20 protein-coding genes are annotated in these 17,981 nt (G+C 67.6%); 10 read left to right on the forward strand and 10 right to left on the reverse strand.

Annotation, left to right across the window (positions count from 1 at the left end):
- From narI to E3T31_RS14350, 3 genes are all read left to right on the forward strand, one after another.
- On the forward strand, window positions 1-774 hold the full coding sequence (gene narI / locus E3T31_RS14340) for a respiratory nitrate reductase subunit gamma (protein WP_241978005.1): 774 nt from the start codon (window positions 1-3) through the stop codon (window positions 772-774).
- 9 nt (window positions 775-783) lie between these two features.
- On the forward strand, window positions 784-1,134 hold the full coding sequence (locus tag E3T31_RS14345; RefSeq protein ID WP_134469619.1) for a DUF488 domain-containing protein: 351 nt from the start codon (window positions 784-786) through the stop codon (window positions 1,132-1,134).
- A 168-nt stretch (window positions 1,135-1,302) separates the two neighbouring features.
- Window positions 1,303-2,688 carry a dicarboxylate/amino acid:cation symporter gene (locus E3T31_RS14350; protein ID WP_370304624.1) on the forward strand — a complete coding sequence of 462 codons (1,386 nt, stop codon included), beginning with the start codon at window positions 1,303-1,305 and terminating at the stop codon, window positions 2,686-2,688.
- A 64-nt stretch (window positions 2,689-2,752) separates the two neighbouring features.
- On the opposite strand, the gene E3T31_RS14355 is transcribed toward E3T31_RS14350, so the two are convergent.
- From E3T31_RS14355 to E3T31_RS14360, 3 genes are all read right to left on the reverse strand, one after another.
- Window positions 2,753-3,982 carry an NAD(P)/FAD-dependent oxidoreductase gene (locus tag E3T31_RS14355; RefSeq protein ID WP_134469622.1) on the reverse strand — a complete coding sequence of 410 codons (1,230 nt, stop codon included), beginning with the start codon at window positions 3,980-3,982 and terminating at the stop codon, window positions 2,753-2,755.
- A gap of 292 nt (window positions 3,983-4,274) precedes the next feature.
- On the reverse strand, window positions 4,275-4,448 hold the full coding sequence (locus E3T31_RS17910) for a hypothetical protein (RefSeq protein ID WP_166788515.1): 174 nt from the start codon (window positions 4,446-4,448) through the stop codon (window positions 4,275-4,277).
- 80 nt (window positions 4,449-4,528) lie between these two features.
- Complete coding sequence (locus E3T31_RS14360) at window positions 4,529-5,854, reverse strand: MFS transporter (protein ID WP_134469624.1); 1,326 nt, start codon at window positions 5,852-5,854, stop codon at window positions 4,529-4,531.
- A 246-nt stretch (window positions 5,855-6,100) separates the two neighbouring features.
- Between E3T31_RS14360 and E3T31_RS14365 the strand changes: the two genes are divergently transcribed.
- A complete protein-coding gene (locus E3T31_RS14365; protein WP_134469626.1) occupies window positions 6,101-6,616 on the forward strand; it encodes a molybdenum cofactor biosynthesis protein B in 516 nt (171 codons plus the stop codon).
- Window positions 6,617-6,666: 50 nt separating this feature from the next.
- A complete protein-coding gene (locus tag E3T31_RS14370) occupies window positions 6,667-7,098 on the forward strand; it encodes a molybdenum cofactor biosynthesis protein MoaE (protein WP_134469628.1) in 432 nt (143 codons plus the stop codon).
- 117 nt (window positions 7,099-7,215) lie between these two features.
- On the opposite strand, the gene E3T31_RS14375 is transcribed toward E3T31_RS14370, so the two are convergent.
- The 6 genes from E3T31_RS14375 to E3T31_RS14400 are packed head-to-tail and all read right to left on the reverse strand — an operon-like array spanning window position 7,216 to window position 11,907.
- Window positions 7,216-7,455, reverse strand: coding sequence for a MoaD/ThiS family protein (locus E3T31_RS14375; RefSeq protein WP_134469630.1), 240 nt, complete (start codon window positions 7,453-7,455; stop codon window positions 7,216-7,218).
- Window positions 7,455-7,727: a DUF6457 domain-containing protein gene (locus E3T31_RS14380; protein ID WP_134469632.1), complete on the reverse strand. Its 273-nt coding sequence runs from the start codon at window positions 7,725-7,727 to the stop codon at window positions 7,455-7,457. The genes E3T31_RS14375 and E3T31_RS14380 overlap by 1 nt, the downstream gene beginning before the upstream one ends.
- A 5-nt stretch (window positions 7,728-7,732) precedes the next feature.
- Window positions 7,733-8,617 (reverse strand): molybdenum cofactor guanylyltransferase, encoded by an 885-nt coding sequence (locus E3T31_RS14385; RefSeq protein WP_134469633.1) that lies wholly within the window; start codon window positions 8,615-8,617, stop codon window positions 7,733-7,735.
- Between the two features lie 4 nt (window positions 8,618-8,621).
- Window positions 8,622-9,137 (reverse strand): cyclic pyranopterin monophosphate synthase MoaC, encoded by a 516-nt coding sequence (gene moaC / locus E3T31_RS14390; protein ID WP_134469635.1) that lies wholly within the window; start codon window positions 9,135-9,137, stop codon window positions 8,622-8,624.
- A complete protein-coding gene (gene glp, locus E3T31_RS14395; RefSeq protein ID WP_134469637.1) occupies window positions 9,134-10,603 on the reverse strand; it encodes a gephyrin-like molybdotransferase Glp in 1,470 nt (489 codons plus the stop codon). Before glp ends, moaC begins: the two co-directional genes overlap by 4 nt.
- Window positions 10,600-11,907: a ThiF family adenylyltransferase gene (locus E3T31_RS14400; protein ID WP_134469639.1), complete on the reverse strand. Its 1,308-nt coding sequence runs from the start codon at window positions 11,905-11,907 to the stop codon at window positions 10,600-10,602. The genes glp and E3T31_RS14400 overlap by 4 nt, the downstream gene beginning before the upstream one ends.
- 257 nt (window positions 11,908-12,164) lie before the next feature.
- Between E3T31_RS14400 and E3T31_RS14405 the strand changes: the two genes are divergently transcribed.
- The 5 genes from E3T31_RS14405 (at window position 12,165) to E3T31_RS18785 (ending at window position 16,637) form a co-directional block, all read left to right on the forward strand.
- Complete coding sequence (locus E3T31_RS14405) at window positions 12,165-12,626, forward strand: molybdopterin-binding protein (RefSeq protein ID WP_370304625.1); 462 nt, start codon at window positions 12,165-12,167, stop codon at window positions 12,624-12,626.
- Window positions 12,623-13,420, forward strand: coding sequence for a molybdate ABC transporter substrate-binding protein (gene modA / locus E3T31_RS14410; protein ID WP_134469643.1), 798 nt, complete (start codon window positions 12,623-12,625; stop codon window positions 13,418-13,420). Before E3T31_RS14405 ends, modA begins: the two co-directional genes overlap by 4 nt.
- 356 nt (window positions 13,421-13,776) lie before the next feature.
- On the forward strand, window positions 13,777-14,559 hold the full coding sequence (locus E3T31_RS14415; RefSeq protein ID WP_134469645.1) for an ABC transporter permease: 783 nt from the start codon (window positions 13,777-13,779) through the stop codon (window positions 14,557-14,559).
- A gap of 241 nt (window positions 14,560-14,800) precedes the next feature.
- Window positions 14,801-15,934, forward strand: coding sequence for a sulfate/molybdate ABC transporter ATP-binding protein (locus tag E3T31_RS14420; RefSeq protein WP_134469647.1), 1,134 nt, complete (start codon window positions 14,801-14,803; stop codon window positions 15,932-15,934).
- Between the two features lie 217 nt (window positions 15,935-16,151).
- On the forward strand, window positions 16,152-16,637 hold the full coding sequence (locus E3T31_RS18785; RefSeq protein ID WP_134469649.1) for a tyrosine-protein kinase family protein: 486 nt from the start codon (window positions 16,152-16,154) through the stop codon (window positions 16,635-16,637).
- A gap of 269 nt (window positions 16,638-16,906) precedes the next feature.
- Here the strand turns inward: E3T31_RS18785 and E3T31_RS14430 are convergent, their stop codons facing one another.
- Complete coding sequence (locus tag E3T31_RS14430) at window positions 16,907-17,944, reverse strand: LacI family DNA-binding transcriptional regulator (RefSeq protein WP_134469651.1); 1,038 nt, start codon at window positions 17,942-17,944, stop codon at window positions 16,907-16,909.
- Window positions 17,945-17,981 lie beyond the last annotated feature (37 nt).

Genomic DNA, 17,981 nt, shown 5'->3' on the forward strand with positions numbered 1-17,981 from the left:
ATGGGTACCGAGAGTATGACCGCCTGGGATTACCTGCTCTGGGTCGCCTTTCCCTACGCCGCCTCCGGCGTGTTCGTGGTCGGGCACCTGCTGCGCTACCGCTACGACCAGTTCGGCTGGACGTCGCGATCGAGCCAGACCTACGAGAACCGACTGCTGCGCTGGGGCTCGCCGATGTTCCACTACGGCATTCTCATGGTGATCGGCGGGCACGTCGTCGGCCTGTTCATCCCGAAGCCGTGGCTCGAGTTCTTCGGGGTGACCGAGCATATCTATCACCTCGGCGCGACCTGGCTGGGAACCTTCGCGGCCGTACTGACGGTGGCCGGCCTCGCCATTTTGATCTACCGGCGACGCCTGACCAAACGGGTGCTGCTCGTCACCACGGTCATGGACAAGGTCATGTACGTGTTCCTGGCCAGCACGATCTTGTGTGGCACCACGGCGACGGTGCTGTACCAAATCTTCGGCGGCGGCTACGACTATCGTGGGTCGATTTCGCCGTGGATCCGCTCGCTGTATGGCTTTCAGCCCGATCCCTCGCTCATGAGCGACGTGCCGTTCTTCTTTCAACTGCACGTGCTCACCGCGACGACGCTGTTTCTGCTCTGGCCGTTCACCCGGCTGGTGCACGTGTTCTCGGCGCCGCTCGGCTACCTCGTTCGCCCTTACGTGGTTTACCGCTCGCGCGATGACCCCCGCGGTGCCGGGGCGCGCCCGCCGCGGCGCGGCTGGGAGAAGAGCGAGCGCCCGCTCGAACGCTCACGGAAGTAGGCTGTTTTCATGGTGCGCATTAAGAGGGCCTATGACGCGGCATCCGCTGATGACGGATACCGGGTGCTGGTTGATCGACTCTGGCCGCGCGGTGTCTCGAAGGAGCGCGCCGAGCTCGACGAGTGGCTCAAAGATGTCGCGCCGTCGCCGAAGCTGCGCACCTGGTGGAAGCACGACCCGGAGCGCTTGGACGAGTTCGCGCTGCGTTATCGCGCCGAACTCGACTCTGTGGCGGCTACCCAGGTGGCGGTAGCGGCGTTGCGCGCGCTCATCGCCAAGGGCGTCACAACCCTGATCTACGGAGCCAAGGACCCGCACGTGAACCATGCTCGAGTGCTCGCGGAGTACCTCTCGGAGTAACCGGCGTATCGCCACAATGTGCCGAAGCGGAATAGTGCGCCGCCATTTGGGCTTGCAGCTAGAGCCGCCCACACGCGAACACTCGCCTCGACGAGTACTGGCCGGCCCGGGGAACGGGGCAGTCGAGCGTGCGCGGTACCACGAATGGCAACAGAAAGTGTCGTACTAGTGACTTCAGCAGATCGCGTCAGCACCAGCAGAATCCCCAAATGGGTACGCTCCTTCGGCGTTCAGATCATCGCCGCACTCATTATCGGCCTGGGCCTGGGGCTGCTCGCCAAATACACCGGTAGCATCGAAGAAAGCCCGACCGGTCTCGGCGCCACGCTGAAGATCATCGGATCGAGCTACGTCTCGCTGCTGCAGGCGGCCGTCGTGCCACTCATCTTCACGGCCGTGGTCAGCTCCATCGCCAATCTGCGCCAGGTATCCAACGCGGCGAAGCTGGCCTGGAATACCCTGCTCTGGTTCGCCATTACCGCGCTGATCGCCGTTCTGATCGGTATCGGCCTGGGCGTTCTGATCAAACCGGGTGCCGGAACCGGCATTGCCGAGGCCGGCCAGTACTCCGGTCGAACCGGCGATTGGTGGGCTTTTTTGACCGGGTTGTTCCCGAAGAACTTCCTCGGTCTGGGCGCGAGCACCAGCGTCGTTGACGGCACCGCGACGACCAATATCAGCTTCAACGTGTTGCAGATTTTGGTCATCGCCATCGTGGTGGGAATCGCGGCGTTGAAGGTGGGCAAGGCGGCCGAACCCTTCCTCAACCTGAACGCATCCGCTCTGGCGGTTATTCAGAAGGTGCTGTGGTGGATCATTCGAATCGCGCCGCTCGGCACGATCGGCCTGATCGGCAACGCGGTTGCGGTCTACGGCTGGGACACCATGGGGTCGCTCGGCAAGTTCGCGGGCACCATCTACATCGGCCTGATACTCGTATTGTTCGTCGTCTACCCGGTGCTGATCAAATCGCACGGGCTGTCCGTGAGGCAGTACTTCTCCGGAGTGTGGCCGGCGGTGCAGCTCGGGTTCGTGTCGCGCTCCTCCATCGGCACCCTGCCGTTGACCCAGCGCGTGACCGAGCGCAGCCTCGGTGTACCCCGCGCCTACGCATCCTTCGCCGTTCCGCTCGGAGCCACGACCAAAATGGATGGCTGCGCGGCGATCTATCCGGCCGTCGCCGCCATTTTCGTGGCCCAGTTCTTCGGCATTCAGCTGGACCTCACCCAGTATCTGCTGATCGTGCTCGTCTCCGTGCTGGGGAGCGCAGCGACCGCCGGTACCACGGGCGCCGTCGTCATGCTGACGCTGACCCTGTCCACGCTGGGACTGCCGTTGGCCGGGGTGGGCCTGCTGCTGGCCATCGACCCGATCATCGACATGGGCCGCACCGCCGTCAACGTCGCTGGCCAGGCGCTCGTACCGACGATTGTGGCCAAGCGCCAGGGAATCCTGGACGAAACGCTCTACAACGCACCGCGCACCGAGCAGCCGTTCACGGACGACGACGCCGCGGAGTCTGCGCCGAGCGAGCTGGCAGACACGCGGGCCTAGCCCCGCTGGCGCGGCTCGACCGGCGAGGCAGCATCCTCTTGCCGCGGGCGTGAGCCGGGGCTGCCTAGACCGACTCGAGGGGAATGGATTCGTCGGCGAGGCGAGCGGGATCGACCGGCTCGCCCCGACGAATCAGAGCCTGAACGGTGTCATTGACGTCCCAGACGTTGACATTCATGCCCGCGACGACGCGGCCGGTCTGCTGCCAGAACACGATGAACTCGCGGGAATCCCGGTTGCCGCGGTAGACCAGCTCGGCGCCGTCGGTCAATATGCCGAATCCGGAATATTCCATGCCGAGGTCGAACTGGTCGGTATAGAAGTAGGGAATGGCATCGAACGAAACGCTCTGACCGAGCATCGCTCGGGCCGCGGCCGTACCGCCGTTCAGGGCATTCGCCCAGTGCTCGCTGCGCAGTCGCGCTTTGATGAGCGGATGCTCCGCGTTGGCCACATCGCCCGCCGCGAACACGTGGGGATCGCTGGTTTCCAGGCTCGCGCTGACCAGGATTCCATTGTCGACTGCGAGCCCGGCCTTTTCGGCGAGTTCGACGTTCGGAGCCGCACCGATGCCCACCAGAACGAGGTCGGCTGGCACGGTTTCGCCGCCGGCCAGGAGCACTCCGGTGACCCGGCCATCCGTTCCGACCAAGCTTTCGACGGTCACGGAGCGGCGGATGACCACGCCGTTGCGCTCGTGCAGGCTCGCGAACAGATCGCCGAGCTCGTCGCCAAGCGCCGCAGCAAGCGGCACCGGGCCGCGTTCCAGGATAGTGACTTCGTTGCCGAGGGTGCGGGCGGTTGCGGCGACCTCCATGCCGATCCAACCGGATCCCACGACTACGAGTCGCTTGCCGCCGTCCGCCAGAACGGAGTGCAGCAGGTCGGAGTGGTCGAGGGTGCGCAGGTAGTGCACTCCGCCGAGGTTTGCACCCGGCACCGTCAGGCGTCGCGGCCGGGAGCCCGTGGTCAGGAGCAGCCGGTCGTAGCTCAGTTGCGCGCCGTCGTCGGTATCGAGGAGGTGCGCGCTGAGGTCGAGGCTCACCGCCCGGGTGCCGGAATGCAGCTGCACCTCATGGTCGGGGTACCAGCTCGCACTCTGCACGAAGACGGAGTCGCGTTCGGCCGTGCCGGCCAGGTAGTCCTTCGACAACGGTGGACGGATGTAAGGACGGTGCTCTTCGGCTCCGATCAGGTGAATCTCTCCGTCGAAGCCCTCCTCGCGCAGGGCTCGGGCAGCGCTGGCCCCCGCGAGGGACGCCCCCACAATCACAAAATTCTGCTGGTCGGCCATGTCGTGGTCCTTCCTCGGGGGTGTGCTCTGACTGTACGAGGGTTTGGCGGTTTGGGCGAGGTGCGGCTGTGCCGGCTGCGCGCGCTACGCGGGACTTGCGCCAGTGCGCGGGAGTTCGGGACTGGCCAAAACTCCAGCGCCACGCGTCGCGCTGGAGTTGCGCCAGTGCGCGGGTGTTGCGCCTCCCGCGCAGCGGCGCATCACCCGCGCGATCGCTCGAGACCGCCATCGCCCAACGGTGGCTGCCCGCGGGGCGGCGGGACGGCATCCGTTTAAAAGAGGATGCCAGGTTTCAGCTCGGCGCGACCACGGTGTCGCAGCGCCAGCAGGTGGCGGGCAGCTCGCCCGGAACGAAGGCGCCACACTCGGGGCAGACCTGTTCGAGCCAGCAGGCTGGGTCGCCACCGATCGGGCTGCCGCCGATTGCTGCATCGTCGATCGAGTCAGCGTCGTCGTGTGTGCTCATCGTTTCAGTATGGCCCTGGGCCGGGAAAGACCCGAAGCCCCCCGCTGGAGGAGGAGGGGGCTCCGGGCGGGAGTCGAGCGTCAGCTCGGGTTGGGTGCCCCCGGGCGGGCGTAGTAGAACCAGGCCAGGCCCGTGCAGAGCACGCAGAATACCGTGCAGCCGATGAAAAAAGTGGTCGGGCTCATGGCCGTGAGGGCCATTCCCACGATGAATGGGCCGAAGGCGGCGATCGCGGCGGTCCAGCCGATCGCGCCGCCGGCCTGGCGCTTGGGGAAGATCATCGGCATCTGCTTGAACGTTCCGGCGTTGGCCAGGCCGGAGAAGAAGAAGATGGTGATCATGCCGGTGAGAAAGCCCTTGAACTCGTCGACGCTGGTCGGGGTGAGGAAGAATACCGTGACCAGGGTGCCGACGGCCATGCCGGCGCCGCCGATGAAGGTGAAGATGGCACCGCCGAACCGGTCGCAGAGCGGGCCGGAGGCCGCACGCACCAGGGCGCCGACGACCGGGCCGATGAAGGCGAAGGCGAGGGGGTTGGGTGCATCGGGGAAGTCGCCGTAGACGTTGAGGATGATGAGGCCCATTTGGGCCGCCAGGCCGCTGAACGCGCCGAAACTCATGAGGTAGATGAGTGTCATGATCCAGGTGTGCTTGACCTTGAAGATGTCCATCTGCTGCCGAAAGTTTGCTTTGATCGGCACTTTACGTAGAAAAATGAGAGCGAGGACGACCGCGAGCAGCACCCAGGGGATGAGCACGAGGCCGCCGTTGTGCAGCCAGACCAGTTCGCCGTTCGAGTCACTCTCCGGGGTCAGCACCGCGGTGCCGAGCAGGCCGAAGCCGACGACCCAGGGGGTGAGTAGCTGGATCAGTCCGATGCCGAAGTTGCCGAGCCCCGCCTGCAGGCCGAGGGCCGTTCCGGCGAGGCGCTTGGGAAAGAAATAGCTGGTCGAAGCCATGAAACCGGAGAAGCTGCCGCCGCCGATACCGGCCGCGAAGGAGAGCGCGAGCAGCACCCAGTACGGCGTCGACACGTCGCGGGCGACCATGGTCCAGCCGATCATGGGCAGCAGAAGGAGCGCACTGGAGAGGGCGACGAGAATGCGGGTGCCGAGAATCGGCGGCAGGAACATGAAGACGAGGCGCAGCAGGCCACCGGCCAGGCCGGGCAGCGCGACGAGCCAGTACAGCTGGCTGGTGCTCAGGTCGAAGCCGATGTCGTTCAGCCGCGGAGCGATCGCGCTGACCAGATACCAGGCCGCGAAGCCGAGGGTCATGCTGAACGTGGTGATCCACAGGGTACGCCAGGCGAGGTGTGAATCCCAGGTCTCTTCGTTTTCCGGATCCCAGTTCGAGAGGTCCGGCTTCAGCGTGGACGTGACGCGTGGTGGTGAGACGGTTGACATGGTTTCCTCGGCTGGTTGGTCGGGCAGCAGGCCCGCTTAGTAGCCAGCTTGTTCGCTTGCCGGTGCCGACGCATCGCACAAACGCCGTGAAAAATGATTCGGAGCGAAGCGGATGTCGGCGGCCCGGCGCGATCGCGTCCGCGGTCGCACCCCTTTTGTTGATCGAGCTTGCCGTCGACCAAGGTGATTGAGTCGGGGGTCGCCGGCATCCGGTTATCCCCGGGCGGGCCGCGGTACTGTAGAACGGTGAAAACTCAGCTCAAACTTGGGGCCGAACTCGGGGCCGTCGTGATCACCGTGTCTGATCGCTGTTCGCGCGGCGAACGCGAAGACAGGTCCGGCCCGGCCGTCGTCGATGCGCTCGGCGAGGTCGGCATTCCGTGCGGGCCGCCACGGGTCGTCCCCGACGGAATTGAAAGTGTGGCTGGCTCTATTTCGGCGGCGCTCGCTGACGGCTCCCGCCTGGTCGTGACGACCGGTGGTACGGGCGTATCGGCGCGCGACCTGACGCCCGAGGGCACGGCGACGGTGCTGCACACGATTCTTCCGGGCATTTCCGAGCGGATGCGCGCGATCAGCGTCGCGACGATTCCCACCGCGGTGCTGTCCCGCGGCCTAGCCGGCATCGCCGATTCGGTCGGCAACAACGGAGCCCTGGTGGTGAACCTGCCGGGTTCAGTTGGCGCGGTGCGGGACGGTGTGGCCATACTCGCGCCGCTCGTGCGGCACATCATCGACCAGCTCGACGGCGGCGACCACTGATGGGGGCACCTGCGTCGGACGCGGATTTCTCGGCCGCGGATTCTTCGGGTATGGGCCGCGCATCGCTCGGCTTCGCCCGTGTCACCGAGTCGCTGCTCGACGTCACCGAGCACGTTTCGGCCGTTTCGGGCGTTTCCCACGGTGCCGTGGTGACGTTCATCGGACAGGTGCGGGACCACGATCCCGATGCGCTCGGGCGCGTCACGGGCCTGGACTACAGCGCGCATCCCGACGCGGGGCGCATTATCGGTGAGATTGCCGAGCGGGTGTTGGCGCAGCATCCGCTGGTCGTATTGGCGGTCAGTCATCGCATCGGACACCTCGAGGTCGGCGACCTCGCCCTCGTGGCTGCGGTCGCGAGCGCCCACCGCGGCGACGCCTTTGCGGCCTGCGAAGCCCTCGTCGAGGCCGTCAAGGCAGAGGTCCCGATCTGGAAGAAGCAATACGAGGTCGACGGAACGCACTCCTGGGTCGGTTTGTAGCCTCGCCGACAGCGCTACTTCGCGGGTGCCGTTCAGAAGAGCGGAGATCGCTGTTTCGGCGGCTGATCGGGGCCATTGGGCGAAATTCTCCGCAGTTATGCGGGGAGCCCCTGGTACTTAGCCGCCGGCGAAGGGCGGGAGGACGTCAACGGTGTCCGTCGGCGCGAGCGCAACGGTGTCATCGGCGGCGCGGGCGCCGTTCACCAGCAGCGAGCAGAGGCCGAGCACGCGCACGAACTCGTTGCCGTAGCGTTCGCCGAGCTCGGCGCGCAGCTCGCCGATCGTGCCGGCATCGAGCGTGGCCGTTTCGGTCTGGGCGGCTTCGGCCGCTCCGGCGAAGAACCGCAGGGTCGCCATCACAGTTTTTCGGGAGTCCAGTCGAGGGCGAGTTCGCTCGCGGCCGCGCAGGCGGCCTCAATTGCGGCACCGGTACCCCCATTCTTCGCGGCTGCGAGGCCGATCAGAAAGGTGCTGAGTGGTGCAGCCGGCCGGGCTACATTGTGGGCCACGTCGCGGGCCACGTCGAGCAGGTCGCCGACCGGCACGTCGGCCGGATCGAGCTGGAGCCGGTCGGCGAGGGCGGTCAGCCAGTCGTCGAGCGCTTCGGGAGGCAGCGGTGCTGAACTCATTCTGGTCACTCCTCGGGTCGTGCTTCGGGTGCACCGGTCAAACGCGCGGTGCTGCTCTCAACATCCTGCCACGTGTCGACGTCGACCCCGGTTTCGGATTCGTCCATCAGCCCCATGAGCTTCAGCCCCGACAGTAGGTTGCGCATGCTGGCGCCGTTGACGCGATCGCCGAGGCGGTCCACGGCCGCGCGTAGGGCGGGCGCCCGGTAGATTCCGGCGAGCCACTGGGCGTGGCCGGTGTAATCGGTGAGGTGCACACCGTCGGTCTGTTCACCGATCTCCTCCAGAGCGGATGCCGCGGTGACCAGCAGGCGCGCAGCATCCGCTCCCCACGGAAGATCGCAGGCGAGCACGAGCAGCCAGGTGGCGGGCTCGTCAACGTTCGCTTCGACCTTGGTCGCGCCGTGTGCCTCGCAGTGTACTTCGACGTGTGCTGCGCCGTGCGCCTCGAGCGCGGCGAGGCCGGCCGCGATTCCGGCTACCGGGCCGCCGAACGGTGGGTCTTCGAGTGCCCAGATCAGTGCGGACGGCGTGGCGGTACCGGCGGCGGGCGTTGCGGCTGCGGGGGTTAGGGCCGTGGCCGTGGCCGTGGGCGACGCGGGATCGGGATCGGGTGCAGGTGCACCTGTCGAGGGTGCGGGGTACGCGGCGAGCGGAGGCCTGTCGGCGGCGGGAACCGCTGCGGGCGGGCCGACAACGACGGTGTGCCGGGCGACCGGTCGGGCGTCGAGCACCCTGGAGAGCAGAGTGCGCCCGGCCACCTCGACTGCGGGTTTGAGCACGCCGCCGAGGCGGCTGCCACGCCCGCCCGCGAGCACGATGAGGTCAATGGTGAGTGCCGGAAGTGGGCTCATGAGGCGTGCCCTGGGCACGGTCACGGGAGGGAGCATCCGCTTAGCCTTGGCTGCGCAGCCAGTCGCCGGACTTGCCACCACTCTTGGAGAGCAGCCGCACGTTCTCGATCGTGACGGACTTGTCGAGGCCCTTGACCATATCGACGATGGCGAGAGCCGTGACCGAGACGGCGGTGAACGCCTCCATCTCGACGCCGGTGCGGTCTGCGGTGCGCACGGTCGCGGTGATGCTCACCCGGTCATCCTCGACGATCAGGTCGACGACGGCGCCGTGCACGCCGATGACGTGGGCGAGGGGGAGCAGGTCGGCGGTCTTCTTGGCGCCCTGGATTCCGGCGATGCGGGCCACGGCGAGCACATCGCCCTTGGGAGCAGTGCCGTCGCGGAGTGCCGCGATCACCGTGGCGCCGCAGCGCACGAAGCCCGCCGCGGTGGCACTGCGAACGGTCGGAACTTTGTTGGTGACGTCGACCATGCGGGCTTGTCCGGCCGAGTCGAGGTGGGTGAACGGCTGGGTGGGCACTGTCGCGTCGGGAATGTCGGTGGTGTACGTCATGATGACAGCATGACAGTGATGAGGTCGCCGCCGCGAACGTGAGTCGTGTCTTCGGACACGATGGCAAGACCAGTTGCCTGCGCCAGCCCGGCGACGAGGTGCGAACCCGACCCGCCGCGGGAGGCCGGGCGCACCTCGATGTGGGTTCCGTCTCGGGTTCCGTCGGTGCCGGTGTCAGTCCCGGTCTCGGTTCCAGAATCGGTACGGTGCGTGACGATGACGGGCATGTACTGGGCGCGTCCGGGCGGGGAATTCCAGCCGTCGGCGACGGTCGCCGTGACGGTGCGGCGGTGCAGCTCCGGGTGCCCGAGCAGGCGGCGCAGCGCGGGGCGCACGAACACCTCGAACGACACGTAGGCGCTGACCGGGTTACCGGGCAGGGCGAAGATGAGCGGTCCGGGCACGTTTTCGGTAGCGGGCCAGCGTCCGAACCCCTGGGGCTTGCCGGGTTGCATCTTGACCGGTCCGAAGTGCACGGTGCCGAGGGGTTGTAGCACGGCTTTGACCACGTCGTACGCTCCGACACTGACGCCGCCGGAGAGCACGATCACGTCGACCGTTCCGGCCAAGTCGGCGAGCAACGCGCGCAACGTGTCGTCGTCGTCGGGCACGGCCCCCACCCGAATGGCAACGCCGCCGGCTTCGGTGACGGCCGCCGCCAACAGAAAGGAGTTGGAGTCGGGAATCTGACCGCGACGAGTCGGGCTGCCGGGGGTGACGAGTTCGCTGCCGGTGGAGATGACCGCGACGCGTGGCGCCGGGTGCACCAGCACAGAGCTGGTTCCGGCGCTCGCCGCTGCGGCGACCCGGGTCGGCCAGAGCACGCTTCCCGCGCCCAGCACGCGGTCCCCGGCGTGGGCGTCTTCGCCGGCGCGGCGCACGTGCGCCGCGGCCGTGGGGGCGCGCACGATGGTGACCCGGTCGGTGCCCTGGTCGGTGTCTTCGATCGGAACGACGGCATCCGCTCCGTCGGGAATCGGCGCGCCCGTCATAATGCGCGCGACCTGCCCGGGCATCAGGTGTGGGTTCTCGGCGGTGCCGGCGGCCAGGTCGGCGACGACGGGCAGGCTGATCGGGTTCTGCGCCGAGGCGCCGAGCAGATCGGCGCGGATCACGGCGTAGCCGTCCATCGCGGAGTTGTCGAACGGAGGAGTATCGGTCGCTGACAGCACGTCCTCGGCGAGCACCAGGCCGCGCGCGGCGTCGAGCGACACACGCACCGGCACCAGCGGCTTCAGGTCGGCCAGAATGACCGCCAGTTGTTCGGCGACGGTGCGAGCGGATGCGGCCGGCGCGCAGGCATCCGCTCTGTCGGAATGCGTGTGGTCGTGCCCATGCCCATCTTCGTGCGCGCTGCCAGCGTGCGCACGTCGAACCTCGGACGGCTCCCCGGCGAGCGCATCGTGTTCGTTCGGCAGGGATGATGTGTCCGGAGCGGAACCGCCGGGCAGATTCGTCTCGGTCATCGGTTAGTTGTAGCTGTCGGGCTGGCGGGCGCTGCGCTGCCATCCGGAGCCGACGCGTGGCGCCCGGTCGGAGTCGGCTCGAGGGACGGCCAGCGGCTGCCGATGCCGGGCGCGCGTCCGGCCGTGACGAGGTCGTCCCAGGCCACGATCCCGCCGGTGAGCACGGAGACGTCGGTGAATCCGGCCTCGCGCAGCGCGGCAGCAGCGCGGGCGGCTCGCCCCCCGGCGTGGCAGTGCACGATCAGCGGGGTCTCCACCGGGAGGGCGGCCCGGCCGGTGTCGGAGAGTACCCCGTCGGTGAGGAGCTCACCGAGCGGCAGTAGTCGGGCCGTCGGAATGGAACTCTCGGCATTCTCGTTCGGCTCGCGCACGTCCAGCACGAGAAAGTTGTCGTTTCCGGCGCGTTGGGCCTCGAGACGTTCCACGAGTTCGGCACCCGAAACCTCGGCGGTATTCTCTGCGGCGACGCGGGCGGTTTCGGCCGCGACCTCGGCCGCGACCTCGGCAGCGGTCGGCTCGGCGGCGATGCCGGTTCCGACCAGTGGAATCTCGCTGAATCGGCCGGACAGGGCATCGATCACGAGCACCCGGCCGATCAGCGGGGAACCGATTCCGGTGATGAGCTTGATGGTTTCGGTCGCCATGAGCGATCCGACCTGGCCGCAGAGAGCGCCGAGCACGCCGGCATCGGCGCAGTTGGGCACCTCACCGTCGGCCGGCGGTGTCGGAAACAGATCGCGCAGGTGCACTCCGGTGACGCCTGAGCCCGCGGGCGGGGTGGCCCAGAACACCGAAAGCTGGGCATCGAATCGCAAAACGGATGCCCACACCAGCGGCAGTCCGAGCCGCGCGCAGGTGTCGTTCACGAGGAACCGGGTCGGAAAGTTGTCGGTGCCGTCGATGACCACGTCGTAGCCGCCAAGGATCTCGGCCGCGTTATTCGCGACCAGACGCTCGGCGTGCCGAACGACGGTGGTCTCCGGGGCGATCTCGGCGATACGCTCGGCGGCGCTGTCTACCTTGGGGCGACCGACATCCGCTTGACCGTGAACGATCTGGCGCTGGAGGTTGCTCGGTTCCACGTCGTCGCCATCGACGATACCGATGGTGCCGACGCCCGCTGCCGCGAGGTAGAGCAGCGCGGGGGAGCCGAGCCCGCCGGCGCCGAGCACGAGAACCCGAGCGTTGGCGAGGCGGCGCTGGCCGAGTTCGTTGAGCTGGGGGAGGCGGCGCTGGCGAGCGGTCCGCACGGATTCAGATGCGCTGAGGCGGTCTACGGGCTCAACGAGGGGAGGAATGGCCATGGCTTAACGCTAGGCGTTGCGCGGCCCCTCGGCCACCCATCCCGCGCTCTCCTCTGCCTTCCCATCCGTCCAGCGTGATGTCACGAACCCCGTCCGCCCCGGGTCGCCGGCGCCTAACTCCTGCAATTTCTCGCTCCCGGCAGTGCGATGCCCGTATTTACGGGGGCTTGGTCGACCGCCGCGATCAATTTGCAGGAGTTATGCCCCGGTGGTCGGGCTCACTCGGTGGCTTCCTGAATTAGCCACGGCCGATCGCGATGACAGGGACCCAGACAGTGGGTCAAATCCGCAGATGCGGTGCTATCGTGCAATTCATGACGCAATATCGGATCAGTGAGGCCGCCGAGCTGCTCGGCGTTAGTGACGACACCGTGCGCCGCTGGGTCGACGGTGGCCGTCTCGTGGCGGATGCCGACGCATCCGGTCGCCTCGCGGTTGACGGAGCGGCGCTCGCCGCCTTCGCCGTCGACCAGGCGAGCACCCCGGCAGACCCGTCGAGCGTGGGCCGCAGCGCCCGCAACCGCTTCGTCGGCATCGTCACCGCCATCACCATGGACACAGTCATGGCCCAGGTCGAGCTGCAGTGTGGCCCGCACCGCGTCGTCTCGCTCATGTCGAGCGAGGCCGTGCGCGAACTCGGGCTTGAGGTCGGGTCGCTCAGCGTCGCCGTGATCAAGGCCACCAATGTGATCGTCGAAACTCCGGGACGGATGACGTGACCCGCCTCCCCCAGGCCCTCGCCGTTCTGGCCGTGCTCGCCCTGGCTCTCACCGGTTGTGCACCCTCGACCGCCACAGATTCCGCGGCAACCGACTCGACCGCCACGGGCACGGATCTCGAGTCCCAAACCCTCAGCGTCTATGCCGCAGCGTCGCTCACCGGCGCTTTCGACGAACTCGCGACACTGCTCGAGCAGCAGAATCCGGCCGTCGATGTGCAGGTCACCTATGACGGATCTTCCACCCTCGCCACCCAGATCGCCGCCGGCGCCCCGGCCGACGTGTTCGCGAGCGCCGACCAGAAGAACCTGCAGCCGCTGGCCGACGACGGGCTCGTCGGCCCGGCCACCGTGTTCGCCGGCAATACCCTGCGCATCGCGGTCGCCCCGGGCAATCCGCTGCAGATCGACACCCTCGAAGATCTGGCCCGCCCCGGCGTGATCACCGTGCTGTGCGCGGCGCAGGTGCCGTGCGGTGCGGCATCCGCTGCCCTGCTCGCCAACGCCGGTGTCACTCTCACGCCCGCCAGCGAGGAACAGAATGTGACGGCCGTCGTTACCAAAATCGCCGGCGGCGAAGCGGATGCCGGCCTCGTCTACGCGACGGATGTCGCCGCCAACCCCGGCCGCATCGACGGCCGGACCCCGGCCGGAGCCGACGCGGTCATCGGGCGCTATCCGATCGCGGTCGTGGAAGGCAGCGCGCACGCCGAGGCGGCCCAAGCTTTCGTTGACCTCGTGCTCTCGCCGGCGGGGCAGTCTGTGCTCGCCGCCCACGGATTTCTCGCCCCGTGAGCGTTCGAGAGCGCCCGGGCCCGGGCCCGGAAACCGGGCCCAGGATAGAACATGGGCCCACCGACCGGGCCCGGGCCCGGGCCCGGAACGGAAGAAACCTCCCGCGGCACATCGCAGGCTGCGACGAAACGGCAACCGTTCGCGGATACGGGATCGCCCGCCTGGGCCCNCCTCCCGCGGCACATCGCAGGCTGCGACGAAACGGCAACCGTTCGCGGATACGGGATCGCCCGCCTGGGCCCACCTTATGCAACCGGGCCCATGATCGAACATGGGCCCGCTTTCCGGGCCCGGGCCCGGAAAGCAATGCTCAGACACGTCACGCCCCCTGGCCCGAGCACTGGGCACGGTCGCGCATGATTCCGCGCCTGCTCTACCTGCCCGCGAGCATCGGCCTTGGACTGCTCGTGCTGCCGCTCGCCGGTCTGCTGCTCAAGGTCGACTGGCCCGGCCTCCCCTCCCTGCTCCTCTCCCCGGAAGCGCTGCAGCCGCTGGGGCTGTCGCTCGCGACGGCATCCGTTTCGACGTTGCTCTGCCTGCTGTTCGGCGTGCCGCTCGCCGTCGTCATCGCCCGGTCGCGGCCGCGCGTCGCCGGCCTGCTGCGCGCACTCGTGACCGTGCCGCTCGTGCTGCCGCCACTGGTCGGCGGCATCGCGCTGCTCTCCCTGCTCGGACGCGGCGGTGTGCTCGGCAACACCCTCGAACTCGCCGGCCTGCGCATTCCATTCACGACCGGGGCCGTCGTCCTCGCGCAGACCTTCGTGGCCCTGCCGTTTCTCGTGATCGCCGTCGAGGGCGCGCTGCGCACCGCCGGCACCCGCTACGAGAGGGTCGCCGCGACCCTCGGCGCCCATCGTGGCACCGTCTTCGCCCGCATCACGCTGCCGCTTGTCGGCCCCGGACTACTGGCCGGCACCGTTTTGAGCTTCGCCCGCGCCCTCGGCGAATTCGGCGCGACCGCCCTATTCGCCGGCAACCAGGCCGGAGTCACCCGCACCATGCCGCTCGCCATCTACACCGCCTTCAACGGCTCGGGCGTGACGACCGACCAGGCCGTCGCCCTGTCGCTGCTGCTGATCGCGGTCGCCGTGATCATTCTCGTGCTGGTCGGAACCCGCCGAGCGAGCGTACTGTCGTGACCATCCCGAAAACGGATGCCGCTGGCCGCGCCAGCTCCGCCGACTCACGCCGGCTGGGGCGCACGTTCCGACCGTGCGTGCCGGTGTCACCGAGGGCAGTCGGCCGCGCCCAGCCCGAAAGCCGACCTCGGCCGATCGGGACAACGAACCAGGAAAGAGCTCGAAACGTGACCGCGAAGCCGACCTTGTTCCCGGCAGGGATGGACCTCCGAATCGCTGGCCAAAGTCGGAGCCCGCTCTCGTGACTCCCGCTCTCTGGAAATCCGCCGCCAACGACCTCCTCACCGCCACCCTGCACCTCACCCGAGGCTCGTTCACGCTCGACCTGAAGCTCGCTCTCGCGCCGGGCGAAGTGCTCGCCCTGCTCGGCCCGAACGGCTCAGGTAAGTCGACCGTGCTCGAGCTGCTCGCCGGCCTCGCGACGCCCGACTCCGGAACCGTCACGATCGACGGCGCAGTCCTTACCGCGCCCGGCCGATTCATTGCGCCGGAAAAGAGGGCCATCGGGCTCCTCGGGCAGGAGCCCCTGCTCTTTCCTCATCTCAGCGCTCGCAACAATATCGCCTTCGCCCTGCGCGTCGGCGAAGCACATTTGAACGCCGCCGAGGCTCGGGTGCAGGCCGACCGCTGGCTCGATCGGGTCGGCCTGGCCGGCCTCGGCAGCAGCTTGCCGGGCGCCCTCTCCGGCGGGCAGCAGCAGCGCGTCGCCCTCGCCCGAGCCCTCGCGGCCGGCCCGCGAGTGCTCCTGCTCGACGAGCCGATGGCCGCCCTCGACGCGGAAACAGCACCGTTCATCCGTCAACTCATCCGCGAGCAGCTTAGCGAAACGGGCACGAGCGCCATCATCGTCACCCACGACATCGTCGACGCCGTCGTGCTCGCCCACCGCGTCGCCGTGCTGCACCACGGCGCGCTCATCGACGAAGGCACGACCGCAGCGGTACTCGCGGCCCCGCAAAACCCCTTCGTTGCGGCGCTCGCCGGCGTCAATCTCGTGGTGGGCACCGCGCAGAACGGCGCGGTCGTCGCCCCAGACGGCCGCACGTTCTGGGTGCGCCCAGCGGATGCCGCAGCCCTGTCGCCCACAACTCCCGCCTCTGCAACCCCCGGCGCAGAAGCCGCCGCGGCCGTCTTTCGCCCGGCATCCGTTGTCGTGCAGACGGAACAGCCCCGTCACGCGAGCCCCCGCAACGTCTGGTCGGCCCGGGTCACCGGCATTGAGCCGGGCACCGGCGGGGTGCGCCTGCGCACGAGCGGCGACCCCGAGATCATCGCAGAACTCACCCCCGCCGCGGTTGCCGACCTCGGCCTGCAGGTGGGCTTGACGGTCTGGCTTTCGGTCAAGGCCACCGATGTGAGTGCCTACCGTCGCTAACGTTACATTCCGGACACCAGGGACGGCGATCAACGATGAGAAAAAGAGTCGGTCACTGCTCCTAGGTATTTCAAGATGATGTGCCAAGGAGCGTCAACGTTGACGTGGCGACCAGCCAAGGACCCGGGGCCCTCACTGTGTTCAAGAAAAGCTGATCGGGGCCGCGCCGATCGCTCCTTTGTCGTCATTTTTCCTCGGCGGTGAAGGCAAGAGCACGATGAGCGCCAACCTGGACATCGCCCTGTCTGACGCGGAAGCTCGCGTTCTGTTCGTCGACGCCACCCTGCGTCGCCCGAAGATCCCCGAATACATGAACGTCGAGGGCGCTGTCGGCCTCACCAATGTTCTGATCGGGCGCGCCGAACTTGCCGACGTGATTCAGCCGTGGGGCCGCGGACAGTTATTCGCGCTGCCCGCCGGCCGCATTGCGCCCAACCCGAGCGAACTTTTCGGATCAGCCGGCATGGCCAAACTCATCCAGGAGTTCAACCGTACTTTGGCGGCGTCATCGACCTCGGTATCGACTCCGCTGACCCGGCCCGCGCTCCGACATCCACCGACACCGGATGTCTACGTCACCGCCGTGACTCCCACCGCCCTAGCCGGAAACATCGCGGCCTCCGCCTCCGCCGACAATAAGCTCTGGCTCTGGATCGGCGACCTCACCCTGCGCTCCACCGATGCCGGCCATACCTGGCTCTGAGCAGGCATTCGTTACGCCCGGCACGCAGCTCTACTTCGGCCTGCCCTATTCCGAGGCCGAGCTGGCGAGCAGCGTTCCGGGCGAGGCGCGACGCCCAATTGCCCCCGGTGCCTCATGCCCATGTAGATCGTTCCCGACGGCGACGCCTGGGAGTTCGTTTGCCAGCGAAGCGGATGCGACGGCATCTGTCCACCCACCGCCCCCTGCCCCAGCCCCGCCCGGATACACCTGTCTGGCCAGCCTCACCGTTTTCGAGCAGTAGCCGCCTTTTATCCCGCCACCCATGTGAAATCACTGCTGTCTCGCACGCACAAAACAGGAGCGAGTCGAACCGACTCCACGGCGTCTCCGTTCAGCACGCCGAGGAGCAACTTCACGGCGACCCGGCCGATGTCGAGCATCGGTGATCGCACCGACGACAGCGCGATGGGCAGTTGCGCGGCCAGCGACGTGTCATTGAATCCGACAATTGCCAGATCGCGGCCCACGTGCAATCCGTGTGAATTTGCGGCGCCCATGGCGCCGATGGCCGCGAAGTCGTTGACCGCGAAGATCGCACTGGGGCGACGATGTGTGCCGCGCAGAATGCTATCCGCTGCGGTGTGCCCGCCCGTTGTGTCGAAGCGCGACCACACGATGGCGCCCTCGGGGATCGTTCCGCCGAGCGCGCGAAACCGGGAGACGAAGCCGTGCGTGCGATCGACTGCAGTACTGGCATAGGGCTCACCAGCGATGATGGAAACATCGCGGTGGCCCTGGTCCCACAGGTGCTGCGCCACCAGAGCTCCGCCAAGGGTGTCATCGCAGGTGGCTGACGCAAAACCGGCAATGGCGCGGTTCATGAGCACGAAAGGCACCTTGCGTTCGGTGAGCTCGTCGAGAATATTGCCGTCAAGGTGCGCGTCACCGATGATGAGGCCGTCTACTCGCCGAGACAGCATGATTTCCATCTTGCGCCGTTGTATCAATGTATCGTCACGAGAGTTCATGACGAATGTGGAGTAGTTGGCGTCGTCGGCTGCCTCGTCGATTCCTTCGTACATAACCGCAAGCACGAGGTCGGAAAGGCGCGGAACGATAACTCCGAGAAGATGCGTGCGCCGCGTGCGCAGGCTCGTGGCCTGGGGGTCGGGGGAGTAGCCCACCTTCTTGGCGAGGTCACGCACACGTTGGGCCGTGACCGGCGCGGCGGCGCCGCGTGCCGTGTCAGCCTTCCCGTGCAGGATCCGTGACACGGTCGACGGGTGCAGGCCGAGTTCGGCGGCCAGATCTTTCAGGGTGACGGACCCCGGTCTGATGCCTGTCATGTCGCTGTCTCCAGTTTCCGTTATCCGAGAAAGCCGG

Source organism: Cryobacterium sp. TMS1-13-1 (assembly GCF_004403125.1).
Taxonomy (GTDB): Bacteria; Actinomycetota; Actinomycetes; order Actinomycetales; family Microbacteriaceae; genus Cryobacterium; species Cryobacterium levicorallinum.

Bases quoted from the DNA above. Each gene is read 5' to 3' on its own strand.
- E3T31_RS14375 (WP_134469630.1), bottom strand. From the start codon at position 7,455: ATGGCGACCCTGCGGTTCTTCGCCGGAGCGGCCGAAGCCGCCCAGACC.
- E3T31_RS14405 (WP_370304625.1), top strand. From the start codon at position 12,165: ATGACAGGGACCCAGACAGTGGGTCAAATCCGCAGATGCGGTGCTATC.
- moaC (WP_134469635.1), bottom strand. From the start codon at position 9,137: ATGACGTACACCACCGACATTCCCGACGCGACAGTGCCCACCCAGCCG.
- E3T31_RS14345 (WP_134469619.1), top strand. From the start codon at position 784: ATGGTGCGCATTAAGAGGGCCTATGACGCGGCATCCGCTGATGACGGA.
- E3T31_RS14360 (WP_134469624.1), bottom strand. From the start codon at position 5,854: ATGTCAACCGTCTCACCACCACGCGTCACGTCCACGCTGAAGCCGGAC.
- E3T31_RS14380 (WP_134469632.1), bottom strand. From the start codon at position 7,727: ATGAGTTCAGCACCGCTGCCTCCCGAAGCGCTCGACGACTGGCTGACC.
- E3T31_RS14355 (WP_134469622.1), bottom strand. From the start codon at position 3,982: ATGGCCGACCAGCAGAATTTTGTGATTGTGGGGGCGTCCCTCGCGGGG.
- E3T31_RS14430 (WP_134469651.1), bottom strand. From the start codon at position 17,944: ATGACAGGCATCAGACCGGGGTCCGTCACCCTGAAAGATCTGGCCGCC.
- glp (WP_134469637.1), bottom strand. From the start codon at position 10,603: ATGACCGAGACGAATCTGCCCGGCGGTTCCGCTCCGGACACATCATCC.
- E3T31_RS14400 (WP_134469639.1), bottom strand. From the start codon at position 11,907: ATGGCCATTCCTCCCCTCGTTGAGCCCGTAGACCGCCTCAGCGCATCT.
- E3T31_RS14370 (WP_134469628.1), top strand. From the start codon at position 6,667: ATGGGCCGCGCATCGCTCGGCTTCGCCCGTGTCACCGAGTCGCTGCTC.
- E3T31_RS18785 (WP_134469649.1), top strand. From the start codon at position 16,152: ATGAGCGCCAACCTGGACATCGCCCTGTCTGACGCGGAAGCTCGCGTT.
- E3T31_RS14385 (WP_134469633.1), bottom strand. From the start codon at position 8,617: ATGCTCCCTCCCGTGACCGTGCCCAGGGCACGCCTCATGAGCCCACTT.
- E3T31_RS17910 (WP_166788515.1), bottom strand. From the start codon at position 4,448: ATGAGCACACACGACGACGCTGACTCGATCGACGATGCAGCAATCGGC.
- narI (WP_241978005.1), top strand. From the start codon at position 1: ATGGGTACCGAGAGTATGACCGCCTGGGATTACCTGCTCTGGGTCGCC.
- E3T31_RS14415 (WP_134469645.1), top strand. From the start codon at position 13,777: ATGATTCCGCGCCTGCTCTACCTGCCCGCGAGCATCGGCCTTGGACTG.